The sequence below is a fragment of the Janthinobacterium sp. SUN026 genome, assembly GCF_030397625.1.
In the GTDB taxonomy this organism is placed as follows: Bacteria; Pseudomonadota; Gammaproteobacteria; order Burkholderiales; family Burkholderiaceae_D; genus Janthinobacterium; species Janthinobacterium kumbetense.
In genome coordinates this window covers 51064-66212 of the sequence record NZ_JAPQNU010000010.1, presented here as the reverse complement: position 1 = coordinate 66212, position 15149 = coordinate 51064, and the positions used below count along the sequence as shown (strand labels likewise).

The window sequence follows — 15149 nt, the reverse complement described above, 5'->3', positions numbered from 1 at the left end:
TAGTATTCGGTAGCAAAAAACGCCAACCTTCACCGGTTGGCGTTTTTATTTTCCGCACCAGCTATGTCATCCCGTCCCCATACCTCCCCGGCGTCACCCCCATCACCCGCTTGAACATGGCAATGAAGGCGCTGACGGTGTCATAGCCCAGGTCCAGCGCAATCGTCGTGACGGGCTGGCCGGCGGCCAGCAGTTCCAGGGCGCGCAGGATGCGGGCGCGCTGGCGCCAGGCGGACGGAGTAAAACCGGTCTCGATCGTGAAACGGCGCGCCAGGGTGCGCGGCGAGACGCCGGCCCAGGCGGCCAGCACTTCCACGCCCCGCTCGTCGGCCAGGTCATCGAGCACGGCCCGCGCCACGCGCAGCAGGCGCGGGTCCGTGGGTAGCGACAAACCGAACGGCTCGTGCGGCACGGCGGCGATCTCGTCGAGGATCACGCCCGCCACCCGGGCCTGCCGCGCATCGAGTACGCCATCGCCCCAGCTGCTGGCGCGATCCACCGCTTCGCGCAGCAAGCCCGAGACGCGCATCACGCAAGGCGCGGCGGGCAAATCGCCGCAACTGGCCTCGTCCACATACACGCTCCAGCCCGAAAACGGACCATGCGAACGCAGCGCATGGACGTGATGGGGCGGCATCCACACGCAATGGCTGGCGGGCACCACCCACTGCCCGCGGTCGGCAGCCACTGAGAGCAGGCCCCGCTCGGCGCCGAACAGCTGGCCGCTGGCATGGCGGTGGGGCGCCGTCACCCGTTCCTGCGGCTGGGACATGCGCATGGCGCGCAGCGGCGCCAGCAGCGTCGGCGGCAAGATTGGCGGATTTGACGTATCGATAGTCATAAACAACGCAGGCAAGACAATTCCGCCATCATACAGTGGAGTCTTTCGATATTCAGGAGTGCAGCATGCGAGCAGAAGACGTATTACCCGATCAACAAAACCAGGGCCAGTTCAATGGCGTCACCGTGCGCAAGGGAACGGTGGGCGCCTTCCTGGCGAATGCCCGGCTATGGCTGGACGACACGAGCAACAGCGCCGAAAAAGCCATCGCCGAACGCGACATCCTCGACGCGCTGCCCGCCCTGCACGCGCTGGGGCTGTTCGACATCGTGCAAGTGCGCGATGCTGCGCTGCGCGAACTGGTATCGCCATCGGCCGCGTAGGCGGCACTGGCTCGTCGCGGGCGCGCATTTCCTCTATCATGCTGCTTTGCCCGCCTTCGCACCCGCCATGCCGTTTACCATTGCCGCCCCCGTCCACAGCGAACTGATCATCAAGAAAAGCCGTTTCATCGGTTGCGTGCAGCCGATGACGGACCGCGCCAGCGCGCAGCAGGTGGTCAACGATTTAAAAGCGCAGCATCCGGGCGCCTGCCATGTGTGCTGGGCGCTGCTGGCGGGCGGGCAATCGGCGGCCGTCGACGATGGCGAGCCGAGCGGCACGGCCGGGCGGCCCATGCTCGACGTGCTGCGCCACCAGGACCTGGAAGGCGTGCTGGCGACCGTCGTGCGCTACTTTGGCGGGATCAAGCTGGGTGCAGGCGGCCTCGTGCGCGCCTACACGGACAGCGTGGCGCAAGCGTTGTTGCAGGCGGAAAAGACGGCCATCGTGCGTCAAAGGTCCCTGCGCTGCACGGTGCCGTATGCGATGGAAGGCATGCTGCGCCGCGAGCTCGATGGCGCCGGCGCCACCCTGCTGAACGTGGAACACGGCGCAGACGTACTGTTCGACTTCAGCCTGCCTGAAACGGCCGCCACCGCCCTGCTCGCCCACCTGCTGGAGGCGGGGAATGGACGGATACAGTGGCTGGACGCGCAGGATGGCGAGGGCCAGCCATAATCAACTGGTGCAGCCTGGCGGACATGATGGACGGCGACAAGCGCCCCATGGAAAACATATCCGCTTGTGCAGGAATACGCTGATCCACCACCACGGCGAAATCGCCTTCATTCCCGGGCATATAATTTCCGCAGTCGGACAGAGGCCCGCAGCGGCATGCCCGCTCGCCCACGCTTCATTGGCGTCCACCACATCTGTCCCACCATAATACAGATGCCACATGTGTTTTTTCATGGCCTTGCCTTAAAAACCACCATCGTCATGGATAGCGCTGCTCCTGATATCCATTCGCAAACACGTGAAGAATATTCTCCAGCTGTCCGTCCACATAGCCGAACAGAATCTGATATCCGGTATGGTTTTCCTGGCCATGCTCTCTCTGCCGGACCACGATGGAATGGAGGCGATCATCCTCATACAGATAATCGTAAGTCCCTTCGCCAAATTTTCCGAAATTAATGTCCTGCGCGATGCGTGCCCCGTCAAGAAAACTGAGCATGACATTCCTCAAGCTCCCTCCCGCATTGAAATGCACGCTTTTCAGTTCACCGCGCTCATGAAAATAGAAGCTCCTGTTGATGATGGCAGCAGATCCGCCATAGCTTTCCACCAGGATGACCCTGCCTTCCCCATCGAAATGGTAGACATGAGTATCTTTCAGCGTCGCGGGCAGCGACTTCAGCTCTTTTCCCGGCTTGAAGCCGGCCCTTTGGGCATCGAATGGCCTGACGTTACATAACGGCCCTTTGCTGATCTGCGTTCGCGCCACGCGCAGTTTGACGGCATCCAAATACGTCGCCATGAAAGAGTCGGATTTCGACGCTATCGCGTGGAATTGCTCGCCCAGTTTTTGGATTTCACTCATGCTATATCGCTCCCGCTACGACACTTCCAGCAATCAAGCCTTGCGCGGACGCTTGATCTGCAACAAGATGAAATGCGTCCACGCCAGCGCCGGCAGCACCATCAACAACAACATCAATCCGGCCGGCATATCCGGCACGAAACGCACGAAGCAGGCGAGAAAACTGGCGATGGCCAGCCAGAAGCGCCAGTTGAACGCGTATGCCTTGCGCGCCACCGTCGCCAGCGCGATGCGCCAGAATTCCAGCAAGGCCCACAGGCCGCCCGTCAGCAGCAGCGCGGCCAGCGCATTGGCGCCGGGGGCGTCGGACCAGGTGCGCACCAGGTTGTACAGCAACACGGGATAGCCGGCCGTGATGGCCAGGGTGGCCGGGCCGGCGGCGATGACAGCTTCCAGCAGCTGTCCTTTGGAACGATGATCCACTAAATCTTGCTCCTCAAGCCACGACGCCGGAATGGGCGGCGATCACTTGCAGCGAGCCGGCCGCATTGTGCGCCCAGACGCGCGTAAAACGGAAGTCGCCATGCGTTTCCACGTCGTGATAGCTGCCCGTCAGTTGCATGCGCACGGAAACCACGGCCACGTGGCCGTTGACGCGCACGTGACGCTCGGACGCGCGCAAGTCCGTGATGGTCAGCAAGCGCTGCTCGTGCGCGGCCAGGTCCGCATGCTTGCTCAGCAAATGCCCCAGGTGATTGGTGAACAACAAGTCATCGGCCAGCAAATCTTTCAGTACAGCCACGTCGGAGGCCATCATGGCCAGGCGCAAGCGTTCTTCCGCATCGAGTACCTGCACTTCCGTTAAAGCATTCATCTTTTTCCTTGAAATAAGTTGCACGATATTAATAAATAGGCAAAACATGCTGGCATGAAATCGTGTTTTTCACAATCCGCCGGAAGACTTATGCCTGTGGAGCATATTCATATAGCGTAATATTCGCAGCGGTATTGCGCAAAACGCCACCATAGTACTGTACAGTGCTTGCCCTTTCGCCCGGGGCAAGAGCGAAAGTTACTGGTAGCAAAGTTCCACGTGCTCTCCGCAGTCTCGAATAAAACCAAGATAAGGCCCACTTATGGCAATTAACATCATTCTGAACCTGCTCGTTGCGCTGATCGTCTTCGCCTTCATGTTCCACCAGCAACGCAAACACGCGACGTTTACCGTGCGCGTCTTCACGGGCCTGGGCCTGGGCGTACTGCTCGGTGCGACCGTGCAGTGGCTGTACGGCGCCGGCTCGCCCATCATCGCCGGCACCAATGAATACATCGACATCGTCGGCAGCGGCTATGTGAAATTGCTGCAAATGATCATCATGCCGTTGATCATGGTGTCCATCATCTCCGCCATATTGAAACTCAAGGACGCGAGTTCCCTGGGCAAGATCAGCGCGCTGACCATCGGCACCCTGCTCATCACCACCACGGTCGCCGCCGCGCTGGGCATTTTGATGGCCAAGCTGTTCGGCCTGACGGCTGTCGGCCTGACGTCGAGCGCCGCCGAAGTGGCGCGCGGCGTGCAGCTGCAAGGCTCGCTGGAAACGGCGAAGGCCCTGTCCCTGCCGAAACTGCTGGTCAGCTTTGTGCCGACCAACCCCTTCCTCGACATGACGGGCGCGCGCAAGACATCGACCATCGCCGTGGTCGTGTTTTCCATCTTCATCGGCATCTCGGCCACGGGCATCGCCGCCAAGAAGCCGGAAATTTTCGCATCCTTCGAAAGCTTCATGAAAGTGGCCCACGCCATCGTCATGCGCATGGTCACCCTGGTGTTGCGCCTGACGCCGTACGGCGTGTTCGCGCTGATGTTTGAAGTGGTGGCCTCGTCGAGCTACACGGACATCTTGAAATTGATCAACTTCGTCGTCGCCTCGTACAGCGCGCTGATATTGATGTTCCTCGTGCACCTGGCCATCATCGCCGGCGTGGGCCTGAACCCGCTGCGCTTCGTGAAAAAAGTCTTCCCCGTGCTGGCCTTCGCGTTCACCTCGCGCACCAGCGCCGGTTCGATCCCGATGAGCGTGCAGACGCAAACCCAGCGCCTGGGCACACCGGAAGGCATCGCCAATTTCGCCGCTTCGTTCGGTTCGACCATCGGCCAGAACGGCTGCGCCGGCATCTATCCCGCCATGCTGGCCGTCATGATCGCCCCCACCGTCGGCGTCGATCCGTTTACGATCAGCTTCCTGCTGCCATTGCTGGCCATCATCACCATCGGTTCCGTCGGCGTGGCCGGCGTGGGCGGCGGCGCCACGTTTGCCGCCCTGATCGTGCTGTCGGCGATGGACTTGCCCGTCGCGCTGGCCGGCTTGCTGATCTCCGTCGAACCGCTGATCGACATGGGCCGCACGGCCCTGAACGTGAGCGGTTCGATCACGGCCGGCACCGTCACCAGCCGGGTCATGGGACAAACCGACCTGGCCGTCTACAACAGCGACGACGCGCCCGACCTGGACGAAGCGGAACACGCCGCCTAGAACGTATCCTGCGGCGCGCCGCGCCTTGCCGCTTCCCTCCGTATTGATTGACAATAAACATGGAGGAAGGCGCAAGGCGATGAAACAGAAATGGCCGCAGCACATCTGGATCGTGCGTCACGGCCAAAGTGCCGGTGACGTGGCGCGCGATGCCGCTGAAGCGGAAAAACAGCTACTGATCGCCATCGCCGAGCGCGATGCCGACGTCCCCCTCGCCAAACTGGGCGCGCGCCAGGCGCAAGCCCTGGGCGACTGGCTCGCCCCCTTCCCCCTGAACAACAAGCAACCGTCGTGCTGAATTCGCCCTACGTGCGAGTCCGGTGGACAGCACAAGCCGTGCTGGCGCGCATCAGTGCGGACAGCCTCCCCTGCGTGGTAGCCGACGAGCGCCTGCGTGAAAAGAGTTCGGCATCCTCGACCGCTGGAGGCGGCCGGCACACCCGTCACGACCCAGCCCGACATGCCGGCCGCGCCGAAATCCTGAGCGGAGGGTAATAACTGCATAAAAACAACAGCATAAGCATATCCAGAAAGAATCGTTAGCGCGGGCGGGCGCCTCCCTTAAGCTCATGGCAACTGTTTCCACACCGACACTAATCGAGCCCAAAGGACACCGCCTTGCATCCGCGCCATTCATCCGCCCCCGCCTCCCTTCCCGCCACGCCGCTGCGCGCCATCGTGCTGGCCTGCGCCATGCTGGGCGCACCGTCCGCCTGGGCCCAGGACGCGCAAGCCACCGCCGGCACAGGCGCTGCCGCTGAAACGGCCGACGCCGGCATCGACCAGGTCACCGTCGTCGGCTCGCGCGCGCGCAACCGCACGGTGTTCGACAGCAGCGTGCCCATCGACCGTTTCGGCGCGCGCGAAGTGAGCAATGCGCTGGCGACGGGCGACGTGGGCGCGGCCCTGCAAAACCTGTCGCCCTCGATCAACTTCCCCCGCATCGAGTCGAGCGGCGCGTCGGACTCCGTGCGCGGCATCCAGTTGCGGGGACTGGCGCCCGACCAGGTGCTGGTGCTGATCAACGGCAAGCGCCGCCACACGAGCGCCGTGCTCGACACGGAAAGCAGCTTTGCCGGCACCGTGCCGGTGGACATCAACGCCATTCCGCCGAACGCCATCGACCATATCGAAATCCTGCGCGACGGCGCCGGCGCCCAGTACGGCAGCGATGCCGTGGCGGGCGTGATCAACATCGTGCTGAAGAAGGCCCGTACGGGCGGCGCCGCGTCCATCAGCTATGGCGCCAACCACACGCATTTCGACCCGACCGATCAAACCCTGACGGATGGCCAGACCGTCATCGTCAACGCCGACTATGGCGTACCGCTGGGCGAGGCGGGATTCTTCCGCTTCGGCGCGGAAACGCGGCGCCGCTCGCCCACGGAACGGGCCGGCCCCAGCGACGCGGGCTGGACTTCCTACAACTTCACGCCTGCCGACCAGGCGCTCGACGGCAAGGTGGTGTTCAAGTCGGGCGACTCGCGCCAGCGCAACCACTATCTGTTCTACAACACCCAGCTCACCCTGGATAACGGCCTGGACCTGTACTCGTTTGCCACCCTCAACGAGCGCACATCGGACGGCAGCGCCTACTTCCGCTATCCGGGCGACCCGTCGAATGTGCCGGCCCTGTATCCGAACGGCTACCGTCCCGTCACCAACGGTGACAAGCGCGACCTCAGCATCGTGGCCGGCGTGCGCGGCAGCTGGGGCGAGTGGAACTGGGACGCCAGCGCGCGCCACGGCAGCGACCGCTTTGACTACGGCGTGAGCCACTCCGTCAACGCCTCGCTGGGCGCGGCCAGCCCCACGCATTTTAATTTGGCCGGCTTCGACTTCCGCCAGAACGCCTTGAATCTCGATGCCACGCGCAGCATCGACATCGGCTTGCCCGCCCCCTTGAACCTGGCGGTGGGCGCCGAATGGATGCGCGAAACCTACACCAGCTCGGCTGGCGACCCTGCCTCGTATGCGGCCGGCAGCTTTACGGATGCGCCGCCGGGAGCGCAGGCAGGACCAGGCTTGCGCCCATCGGACGCCTACGACGGCAGCCGGCAAATCCGCTCCGTGTATGCGGACGTGGAAAGCGACCTCACGCCGCGCCTGCTGGTAGGCGCCGCCGCCCGCTATTCCGATTACAGCGACTTCGGCAGCGCCAGCACGGGCAAGCTGTCGACGCGCTATAAAGTGACGGACAACTTCCTCCTGCGCGGTTCGCTGTCGAACAGTTTCCGCGCGCCGGCCCTCGTGCAGACGGGTTTCCGCTTCGCCACCCTGAACTTCAATGCCGATGGCACAGCCCTGCAAACGGCGGCCCTGCTGCCGGCCAGCGACCCGCTGGCACGCAGCTTCGGCGCGCAACAGCTGAAACCTGAAAAATCGACCAACGTCTCGCTGGGCCTGGCCTGGAAACCGGCCACCGCCACCAGCGTGACGGTGGACGCCTACGTGATCCGCATCCGCGACCGCATTACGCGCTCGAGCGACTTGCAAAGCGACGCCGTCACGGCCTACCTGGTCGCGAATGACCGCAGCGACATCCAGTCGGTTGCCTACCTGGCCAACCTGCTCGACACCCGGACCAAGGGCCTGGACGTGGTGCTGAACCACGACCTGACGTTCACCTCAGGCAAGCTGAACCTGAATGCGGCGCTGAACCTGAACAAGACCAGCCTCGACAAGGTACGCCAGAGTTCCGTTGCGCTGGCCAACATCGATCCCAGTCTGACCCTGCTGACGGAGACGAGTTTGTTCCGCATCAAACATGCGTCACCGTCCAGCAAATTAATCCTCGGCGCCGACTGGCAGGCGGCCGGCTGGGGCGTGCAAGCGCGCGCCACGCGCTTTGGCGAGCTGAAAGATTTTTCGTACGACAGCGATGCCCCCTTGATCGACGGCATCCCCGCCCAGCGCTTCGGCGCCGTCTGGTCGCTGGATCTGGAAGGTCAATTGAAACTGAGCAAGCAACTGACCTTGAGCGTGGGCGGCAACAACATCCTCGACCGCTATCCGCAACGCGTGCGGGAAACGAATAACGCCACGTATGGCGGCGCCCTGCCCTACAATTTCATCAACCCCATCGGCGTCAATGGCGCGTACTTTTACGCTAAATTAAGCTACACATTCTGACACTGGATACAAAGGAAATCATGATCATCAAACGCCTCTCCCACATCGTCGCCGGCACCTGCCTGAGCGCCCTCCTGCTGTCGTCCGCCCAGGCCGGCGCGCCGCTGGTGCTGATGACGGACTTCGGCACGGCCGATGGCGCCGTGTCGGCCATGCATGGCGTGGCCTATGGCGTCGATCCGCAGCTGACCATTTCGGACCTGACGCACCAGATTCCCGACTACGACATCTGGCTGGGCGCCTACCGCTTGTACCAGACGGCCAATTACTGGCCGCAAGGCACGGTATTCGTTTCCGTCATCGATCCGGGCGTGGGCACGGCGCGCAAGTCGGTGGTGCTGAAAACCAAGGGCGGGCGCTACTTCGTGGGGCCGGACAATGGCCTGTTCACCCTGATCGCCGAGCGCGACGGCGTGGCCGAACTGCGCGAAATCGATGAAAAGGTCAACCGTCTGGCTGGCTCCGCCGAGTCGTACACCTTCCATGGCCGCGACGTGTACGCGTACGTGGGTGCGCGTCTGGCGTCGGGCGCCATCAACTATGAACAGGTGGGTCCTCAATTGCCGAGCGAATCCGTGGTGAAGATCGCGTATCAAAAGCCTGTGCGCGACGGCAACACGATTCGCGGCATCGTGCCCGTACTCGACGTCAAATATGGCAATGTCTGGACGAACATTCCGAAATCCCTGCTCGATGAATTGCAGGTAAAACTGCACGACCCGCTGCAAGTACGCATCTTGCACAAGGGCAAGCAAGTGGCCAAGGTCACGGCGCCGTTCGAGCACACGTTTGGCGGCGTCGCCAAAGGCAAGCCCCTCGTCTACCTGAACAGCCTGCTCGACGTGGCCGTCGCCATCAGCCAGGGCGACTTTGCCGCCAAGCATCACGTCGAGTCGGGCGTGGATTGGGAAGTGGAAGTGAGCAAGGCCCCTGCCGCCAAATAAATCGTCTTGCGCGGCCAGAACGTCCTGTCCTGGCCCACCCCGTATCCCTTGCGGATTTGCGCTGCGTCAAACGCAGCGCGCTCCCTGTCTCCGCCAGCACCGCGCCTGTGCAAGTCCGGTGAACCAGTACCGGCCCGCCTACTCTAAACCTTGCAAGCGATGCCAGCCTTGTTCCAGATACGCAATCTGGCGAGGCATGCGTTTCCACGACAGTCTTTCACTGAAAAGGAACAATCATGACGGCTCCACTCCTGACCACCAGCAAGCTCGTCCTCGGCAGCGCCATCGTCTGTGCGCTGCTGGGCGGTTGCAACAAGCGCAACGATACCAGCACCACCGCCACGCCCGCCGCCACCGCGCCGGCAACGCCGCCCGCCACCAGCGGCACGTCCGGCACCACGGGCACGACCAATCCGGACGCCACCACGCCGGCCACGCCAGGGATGGCACCGGGCACCACCACCAACCCCGATGGCACGACCACCCCGCCCTCCACCACGCCGCCTAACAACGGCACAGGCACGGGTACAGGAACCACGCCGCCACCGCGCAACAGCTAGCGCCCTGGCCAACGGGCAGGCAAAAAAAGAGCCTTCCGCGGAAGGCTCTTGAAATACCACGGCGCAGCGCAAGCTGGCCTTGGCCCGGTTTTACTTTTGCAGGCTGACCGACGCCGCCTTCGGCGTGCGGCGTCCCATCAGGAACAGCACGGCCTTTTTCAGCATGCGGTAGGCGAAGCGCACCAGCAGCAGGGTCAGCACGCACTCGATCAAGGTCAATAGCAGGGCTACGGCCACGGGCATGCGCGCGGCGCGGCGGTGGAACTTGGCCACGGCGCTATCGCGGGCGATTTCGATGCTGTCATAGAAGGTCGGCACGACCAGCAGGGTCAGAATCGTCGAGGTGATGGTGCCGCCGATGATGGCGATCGCCAATGGACGGTAGAACTCGCCGCCCTCGCCCAGGCCCAGCGCCACGGGGAACATGCCGGCAATCAGCGCAAACGTCGTCATCAGGATGGGGCGCAGACGCATGCGTCCCGCATACATCAGCGCGTCTTCGCGGCCATGCCCCTCTTCCTCGCGCTTGCGCGCCGCGTCCAGCAACAGGATGGCGTTCTTGGCGACCAGCCCCATCAGCATGATGATTCCGATAAAGCTCATCAGGTTGAGGGTGTTATTCGTGATCACCAGCGCCACCACCACACCGATCAGACTGAGCGGCAAGGACATCATCACGGCCACCGGCGCGGTAAATGAACCAAACTGCATGACCAGGATCAAATACATCAAGCCGATACCCATCACCAGCGCGATCAGCATTTCCGTGAACAGCTCTTGCTGGTCCTGGCCGGCGCCACCGAGCGCCAGGCCATAGCCGGGCGGGAAGTCGATGGAATTGGCCAGCTTCATGGCGTCGCTCGTCACTTCGCCGTTCGAGCGGCCTTGCGCATTGGCCGACACGGTAATCGTACGCTTGCCATTCTTGTGCTCGATGCCGGACGGACCTTTGCCCATGGTGATGGTGGCGATCTGGTCGAGCGGGACCATTTGCGAAGTCCCCGTCACGCTGATCGGCAGGCGCTCGATGTTTTCCGACGCCACGCGGTCATCGGGATGCAAGCGCACGGCTACGTCGCGCGTTTCGCCCGTCGGATCGACCCAGTCGCCCACTTCCACGCCGGCAAAGGCCACGCGCAACGATTGCGCTGCATCATTGACGGAAATGCCCATCGAGTTGGCCAAGCCGCGGTTGAGCTCGATCTGCAGCTCGTTCTTCGGGTCTTGCTCGGACAGGCCCACGTCGACGGCGCCGGGAATCGTGCGCAGCTTGTCCATATAGGCATTCGTGATTTCCATCAGTTTGCGCGAGTCGGGACCCGTGAATTCCACCTGGATCGGTTTTTGCGAACCGTTGCTCAAGTCATCCTGCACCACGTATTCGGCGCCCACCAGGCGGGACATCTTTTCGCGCAGCTCGACGGCGATTTCCTTGGCCGAACGCTTGCGGGTATTGCGCTTGCCGATGTCGACATACACTCTTCCGCCGCCCGCATTGATGGAACTGTTGGTATCCTTGGTTTCAGGCAAGGTACGCGCCAGCACGGCCGCCGCTTCCAGTTTCAAACGCGAATACTCGATGCTGCTCGACGATGGGGTGCGCACATTGATCATCAAGTTGCCCGAATCGGATGCTGGCAGGAAACTCGTGCCGCCATGGGTAGCGTGCAGGACGATGGCGCCTACCAGGCTGCCGAAGGCGATCACGGCCATCCAGCGGCGATGATGCAGGGCCCAGGCGATCACGCGGCCATAACGGTCGGCCTGGTGGTCGAACCAGTGGTTGAATTTTTCCAGTACGCGGCCGATGCCTTTTTTCGGCGCCGAGTGTTCCTCGACCGGGTCGCCCCAGTAAGCCGACAACATCGGGTCGAGCGTAAACGAGATGCCCAGGCTGACGAGCACCGAGCACGTCACCGTCAAGGCAAACGGACGGAACCATTCGCCGGAAATGCCGGGCATGAACGCGACGGGAATGAAGACGGCGATGATGGAGAAAGTCGTGGCGGCCACGGCCATGCCGATCTCGGCCGTGCCTTCCAGCGCGGCCGTGCGGCGGTCCTTGCCCATCTGCATGTGACGCACGATGTTTTCACGCACGACGATGGCATCATCGATCAGCACGCCAATGGCCAGCGACAAGCCCAGCAAGGTCATGAAGTTCAGGGTAAAGCCGCACAGCCACACGGCAATGAAGGCGGCAATCACGGACGTAGGCAGGCTCAACGCCGTGATCAGGGTCGAACGCCACGAGTTCAGGAAGGCGTAGACGACGAAAATCGTCAGCACGGCGCCCAGTACCAGCGATTCGATCACATTGTTCAAGCTATGCTGGGCGTTTTCGCCGCCGTCGCGCGTCACTTGCAGGATCGTGCCTTTCGGCAAGGTCTTGTTGATTTCCGCCACCATGTCGCGGATCTTGTTGGCCACGCTGACGGTGGAAGCGTCGCGCACGCGGGTGATCGAAATGCCCACGTTGGGCTTGCCGCTGCGCATGCTCAGGCTGTTGACTTCGGCAAAGCCATCTTCGATGGTGGCCACTTGCGCCAGACGGACGATTTCCTCGCCGCGGCGCTTGATCACCACTTTCTCGAAGTCGCTTGGCGACTCGATGCGGCCCACGAGGCGGATGCTTTTCTCGTCCAGGGTGCCGCGCACCTTGCCCACGGGCGCATTCGTGTTCTGGTTGCGCAAGGCGGTGACGACGTCGCTGACGGAAACATTGTATTCACGCAACTTTTCCGCCCGCAGCAGCACGGACAGTTCGCGCTTGAGCGAACCGCCCACGTTGACCAGCGCCACGCCATCGACGGTGCGGAAGCGGTCCGACAGCACGTCCTCGGCCAGGCGCGAAATTTCCGCATGGCTTTGCGTATTCGACGACAGGGCCAGTTGCATGATGGGCTCGGCAGCCGGGTCGATGCGCTGCAAGATAGGCTCGCGCATTTCCGTCGGTAACTTGTAGCGCACGGCGGCAATCGCATTGCGGATATTGTCGGACGCTTCGATCAAATTGGTATTGAAGGAAAACTTCAGGAAGATGCTGGCCGAACCTTCATTCGAATCGCTGTTGACTTCGGTCACGCCGGAAATGCTTTGCAAGGACTTTTCCAGGCGGTTCACCACTTCGCGCTCGACCGTGTCGGGCGACGCGCCAGGGTAAGGAATGCTGACGACGATGAACGGTACTTCGACGTCCGGGTTCTGGTTGACGCGCAATTTCTTGAGCGCCAGCAAGCCGACGCACATCATGGCCAGGATCAGGACGATGGTGGCGGTGGGCCGCTTGATACTGAAATCGGAAAGGAACATGGCTTAGTTTCCTTTACCGGCAACGGCGGTGCTGCTGCTGGCCACGGCGGCGGCTGGCACGGCCTTGGCGGCCGTCAATTCCACTTTCTGGCCATCCTTGAAGGTCGAGCCCGGCGTGCGCAGCACGGTATCGCCGCTGGCCAGCCCGCTTTGCACTTCCCACTGGCCCGTGCGCACGTCGCGCGCGCCGATGCGCAAGTTGACTTTATGCAAGGCCTTGTCCTTGACTTTCCACGTGTACGTGACGTCGCCCGCCTTCACCAGGGCCGAGTCGGGGATCATCAGCGCGCTGACGGTTTCCGTCTCGATGCGGCCTTCCGCATACAGGCCGGCCACGCGCGGTTGTTCCTTGTCATTGAAATCGACGAGCACGGCCACCTGGCGCGTGACGGCGTTGGCGGCCGGATCGACGCGGCGCACCTTGCCCGCGAAATCCTGTCCCGGATAACCATTGATGCGGAACAATACGGGCTGGCCCACCTTGACGACGCCGATCTTGTCGGCCGACACCAGGCCTTCCAGGCGCATGCTGGTTGGATCGATGACCTTGATCAATTCCTTGCCGATTTGCGCCGTATCGCCATTCGATACCTTGCGCTCGCTCACGATGCCGTCGAACGGCGCGCGCACGAGGGTGCGCTGCAACTGCTGGCGCGCTTGCACGGCGCGGCTTTTCGCGGCGGACAGATCGCTTTGCGCATTGTTGCGGCGGATTTCCGCGTCTTCCAGCGCTTGCGTCGACGTCATGCCCGAAGCGCGCAGGGTTTTCATGCGCTGGAACATGCGTTCGGACTGCTCCAGCACCTGGCCGGCGGCGCGGCTGGCTTCCTCGGCCGAATTGAGGCCGTCGCGGATGGACGTTTCGTCCAGGCGCACCAGCACGTCGCCCCGCTTGACGATTTCACCATTTTCCTTCATGACCTGGATCACCACGGCCGACACTTCGGCGCGCAAGTCCGCGTTGCGCTCGGGCTGCACGGAACCGGTGATGACCGGCCCCGACGCCAGCGCATTGCTCTGGATGGTCAGCAAGTCTTCCGGGGACACGAGCAAATTGGCGGCAGCGCCCGCCTGTTCCTTGGCATTCTTGCCGCCCTTGCCGGGATCTTTGGACTCTTTGCCGCAGGCGGCCAGGGCAGAAGCGATTGCCAGAACAAACAGGGTTTTGCGCAACATGGGTAATTCTCCGGATAGATAGCACCACTACCGTTCCCGCGGCCCGGATAGGGCTGCGAGCGATAGCAGGCATAATATTTTTATTAAAACCACAAGCGCCAAAGTATCCATGAGCGCGTCCGGGCATGTCAATCGGCGGTTTCCTGTAATGCTTTAATCAATGGATGAAACGTAGTTTTTACGCCCTGAAACGCAAAACCCCGCCTTGAAGCGGGGTTTTGCGTTTCAGGGGAAGCGAACTTAGCGGCCGAAAACATAGTTGATCAGGAAACCGATGGCCACGCCCGTGCACAGGCCGCCGGCGATTTCCACCAGGGTATGGCCCATGCGCTCGCGCAACCATGTATGCGCGGGGCTGGCCGCTTCCTTGGCCAGGCGGTTGATGGCGGCCGCCTGCTTGCCCACGTGCTGGCGCAGGCTGTTGGCGTCGATGATGACGATGAAGGCCAGGGTCACTGCCACGCCGAAGGCGGGATGGCCGATGCCTTCACGCAAGGCGATCAGGGTCGCCATGCTGGACACGACGGCACTATGGTTGCTGGGAAAGCCGCCATTGCCGACCAGGCCGAACGCCCATTGCCGCGTGCGGACACTGTTGATCAGGAATTTGATCGGTCCGACCAGGATCCAGGTGATCAGGGGCGTGACGAGGTAAGCGATATCCACGGGGTATTCCTTCTTATATATATGTAGAGAATGTGTCAGGGGCTGCGGCAGCCAGACTGGCGCGCCGCAATTATCGCAGATCGGCCGCGCCAGCAGAACTGTCTGTCGTCGGCCTATAAAACGCCGCCCCCAGCGGCAACTAATATAAAATCATGGCATATACAACAATTGACGTAT

At 62.3% G+C, this 15149-nt stretch carries 14 protein-coding genes; 7 read left to right on the top strand and 7 right to left on the bottom strand.

What is annotated here, in order from left to right:
• Positions 1-61: 61 nt before the first annotated feature.
• Positions 62-841, bottom strand: coding sequence for a helix-turn-helix transcriptional regulator (locus OX459_RS27560; RefSeq protein WP_289907435.1), 780 nt, complete (start codon positions 839-841; stop codon positions 62-64).
• Positions 842-906: 65 nt separating this feature from the next.
• Here OX459_RS27560 and OX459_RS27555 point away from each other — a divergent pair, with 65 nt between their 5' ends.
• Both OX459_RS27555 and OX459_RS27550 read left to right on the top strand, forming a co-directional pair.
• Positions 907-1164, top strand: coding sequence for a hypothetical protein (locus OX459_RS27555; protein ID WP_289907434.1), 258 nt, complete (start codon positions 907-909; stop codon positions 1162-1164).
• A gap of 67 nt (positions 1165-1231) precedes the next feature.
• Positions 1232-1840, top strand: coding sequence for a YigZ family protein (locus OX459_RS27550; RefSeq protein ID WP_289907432.1), 609 nt, complete (start codon positions 1232-1234; stop codon positions 1838-1840).
• Positions 1841-2099: 259 nt separating this feature from the next.
• Here OX459_RS27550 and OX459_RS27545 read toward each other — a convergent pair whose 3' ends face one another.
• From OX459_RS27545 to OX459_RS27535, 3 genes are read right to left on the bottom strand one after another with little or no spacing between them, the layout of a single operon-like run.
• A complete protein-coding gene (locus tag OX459_RS27545) occupies positions 2100-2705 on the bottom strand; it encodes a hypothetical protein (RefSeq protein WP_289907431.1) in 606 nt (201 codons plus the stop codon).
• A gap of 33 nt (positions 2706-2738) precedes the next feature.
• Positions 2739-3128 (bottom strand): hypothetical protein, encoded by a 390-nt coding sequence (locus tag OX459_RS27540; RefSeq protein WP_289899322.1) that lies wholly within the window; start codon positions 3126-3128, stop codon positions 2739-2741.
• A 13-nt stretch (positions 3129-3141) separates the two neighbouring features.
• Positions 3142-3519, bottom strand: coding sequence for a nuclear transport factor 2 family protein (locus OX459_RS27535; protein ID WP_289907429.1), 378 nt, complete (start codon positions 3517-3519; stop codon positions 3142-3144).
• Between the two features lie 262 nt (positions 3520-3781).
• Here OX459_RS27535 and OX459_RS27530 point away from each other — a divergent pair, with 262 nt between their 5' ends.
• The 5 genes from OX459_RS27530 (at position 3782) to OX459_RS27510 (ending at position 9818) form a co-directional block, all read left to right on the top strand.
• Positions 3782-5182: a cation:dicarboxylase symporter family transporter gene (locus OX459_RS27530; protein WP_289907428.1), complete on the top strand. Its 1401-nt coding sequence runs from the start codon at positions 3782-3784 to the stop codon at positions 5180-5182.
• A gap of 79 nt (positions 5183-5261) precedes the next feature.
• Positions 5262-5480, top strand: a complete 219-nt coding sequence (locus tag OX459_RS27525) for a histidine phosphatase family protein (protein WP_289907427.1) — start codon at positions 5262-5264, stop codon at positions 5478-5480.
• Between the two features lie 320 nt (positions 5481-5800).
• On the top strand, positions 5801-8314 hold the full coding sequence (locus tag OX459_RS27520) for a TonB-dependent receptor (protein ID WP_289907426.1): 2514 nt from the start codon (positions 5801-5803) through the stop codon (positions 8312-8314).
• Between the two features lie 20 nt (positions 8315-8334).
• Positions 8335-9258 carry an S-adenosyl-l-methionine hydroxide adenosyltransferase family protein gene (locus OX459_RS27515; protein WP_289907425.1) on the top strand — a complete coding sequence of 308 codons (924 nt, stop codon included), beginning with the start codon at positions 8335-8337 and terminating at the stop codon, positions 9256-9258.
• Between the two features lie 236 nt (positions 9259-9494).
• Positions 9495-9818 carry a hypothetical protein gene (locus tag OX459_RS27510; RefSeq protein WP_289907424.1) on the top strand — a complete coding sequence of 108 codons (324 nt, stop codon included), beginning with the start codon at positions 9495-9497 and terminating at the stop codon, positions 9816-9818.
• A gap of 90 nt (positions 9819-9908) precedes the next feature.
• On the opposite strand, the gene OX459_RS27505 is transcribed toward OX459_RS27510, so the two are convergent.
• The 3 genes from OX459_RS27505 to OX459_RS27495 all read right to left on the bottom strand — a co-directional run bounded on the left by OX459_RS27505 (position 9909) and on the right by OX459_RS27495 (position 14972).
• Positions 9909-13130: an efflux RND transporter permease subunit gene (locus OX459_RS27505; RefSeq protein ID WP_289907423.1), complete on the bottom strand. Its 3222-nt coding sequence runs from the start codon at positions 13128-13130 to the stop codon at positions 9909-9911.
• Positions 13131-13133: 3 nt separating this feature from the next.
• A complete protein-coding gene (locus OX459_RS27500; protein WP_077401247.1) occupies positions 13134-14306 on the bottom strand; it encodes an efflux RND transporter periplasmic adaptor subunit in 1173 nt (390 codons plus the stop codon).
• A 240-nt stretch (positions 14307-14546) separates the two neighbouring features.
• Complete coding sequence (locus tag OX459_RS27495) at positions 14547-14972, bottom strand: divergent PAP2 family protein (RefSeq protein ID WP_099664992.1); 426 nt, start codon at positions 14970-14972, stop codon at positions 14547-14549.
• Positions 14973-15149: the final 177 nt, after the last annotated feature.

Excerpts from the sequence above, each read along its gene's own strand:
- OX459_RS27560 (WP_289907435.1), bottom strand. The coding sequence starts at position 841 with ATGACTATCGATACGTCAAATCCGCCAATCTTGCCGCCGACGCTGCTG.
- OX459_RS27555 (WP_289907434.1), top strand. The coding sequence starts at position 907 with ATGCGAGCAGAAGACGTATTACCCGATCAACAAAACCAGGGCCAGTTC.
- OX459_RS27550 (WP_289907432.1), top strand. The coding sequence starts at position 1,232 with ATGCCGTTTACCATTGCCGCCCCCGTCCACAGCGAACTGATCATCAAG.
- OX459_RS27545 (WP_289907431.1), bottom strand. The coding sequence starts at position 2,705 with ATGAGTGAAATCCAAAAACTGGGCGAGCAATTCCACGCGATAGCGTCG.
- OX459_RS27535 (WP_289907429.1), bottom strand. The coding sequence starts at position 3,519 with ATGAATGCTTTAACGGAAGTGCAGGTACTCGATGCGGAAGAACGCTTG.
- OX459_RS27530 (WP_289907428.1), top strand. The coding sequence starts at position 3,782 with ATGGCAATTAACATCATTCTGAACCTGCTCGTTGCGCTGATCGTCTTC.
- OX459_RS27525 (WP_289907427.1), top strand. The coding sequence starts at position 5,262 with ATGAAACAGAAATGGCCGCAGCACATCTGGATCGTGCGTCACGGCCAA.
- OX459_RS27515 (WP_289907425.1), top strand. The coding sequence starts at position 8,335 with ATGATCATCAAACGCCTCTCCCACATCGTCGCCGGCACCTGCCTGAGC.
- OX459_RS27510 (WP_289907424.1), top strand. The coding sequence starts at position 9,495 with ATGACGGCTCCACTCCTGACCACCAGCAAGCTCGTCCTCGGCAGCGCC.
- OX459_RS27505 (WP_289907423.1), bottom strand. The coding sequence starts at position 13,130 with ATGTTCCTTTCCGATTTCAGTATCAAGCGGCCCACCGCCACCATCGTC.
- OX459_RS27500 (WP_077401247.1), bottom strand. The coding sequence starts at position 14,306 with ATGTTGCGCAAAACCCTGTTTGTTCTGGCAATCGCTTCTGCCCTGGCC.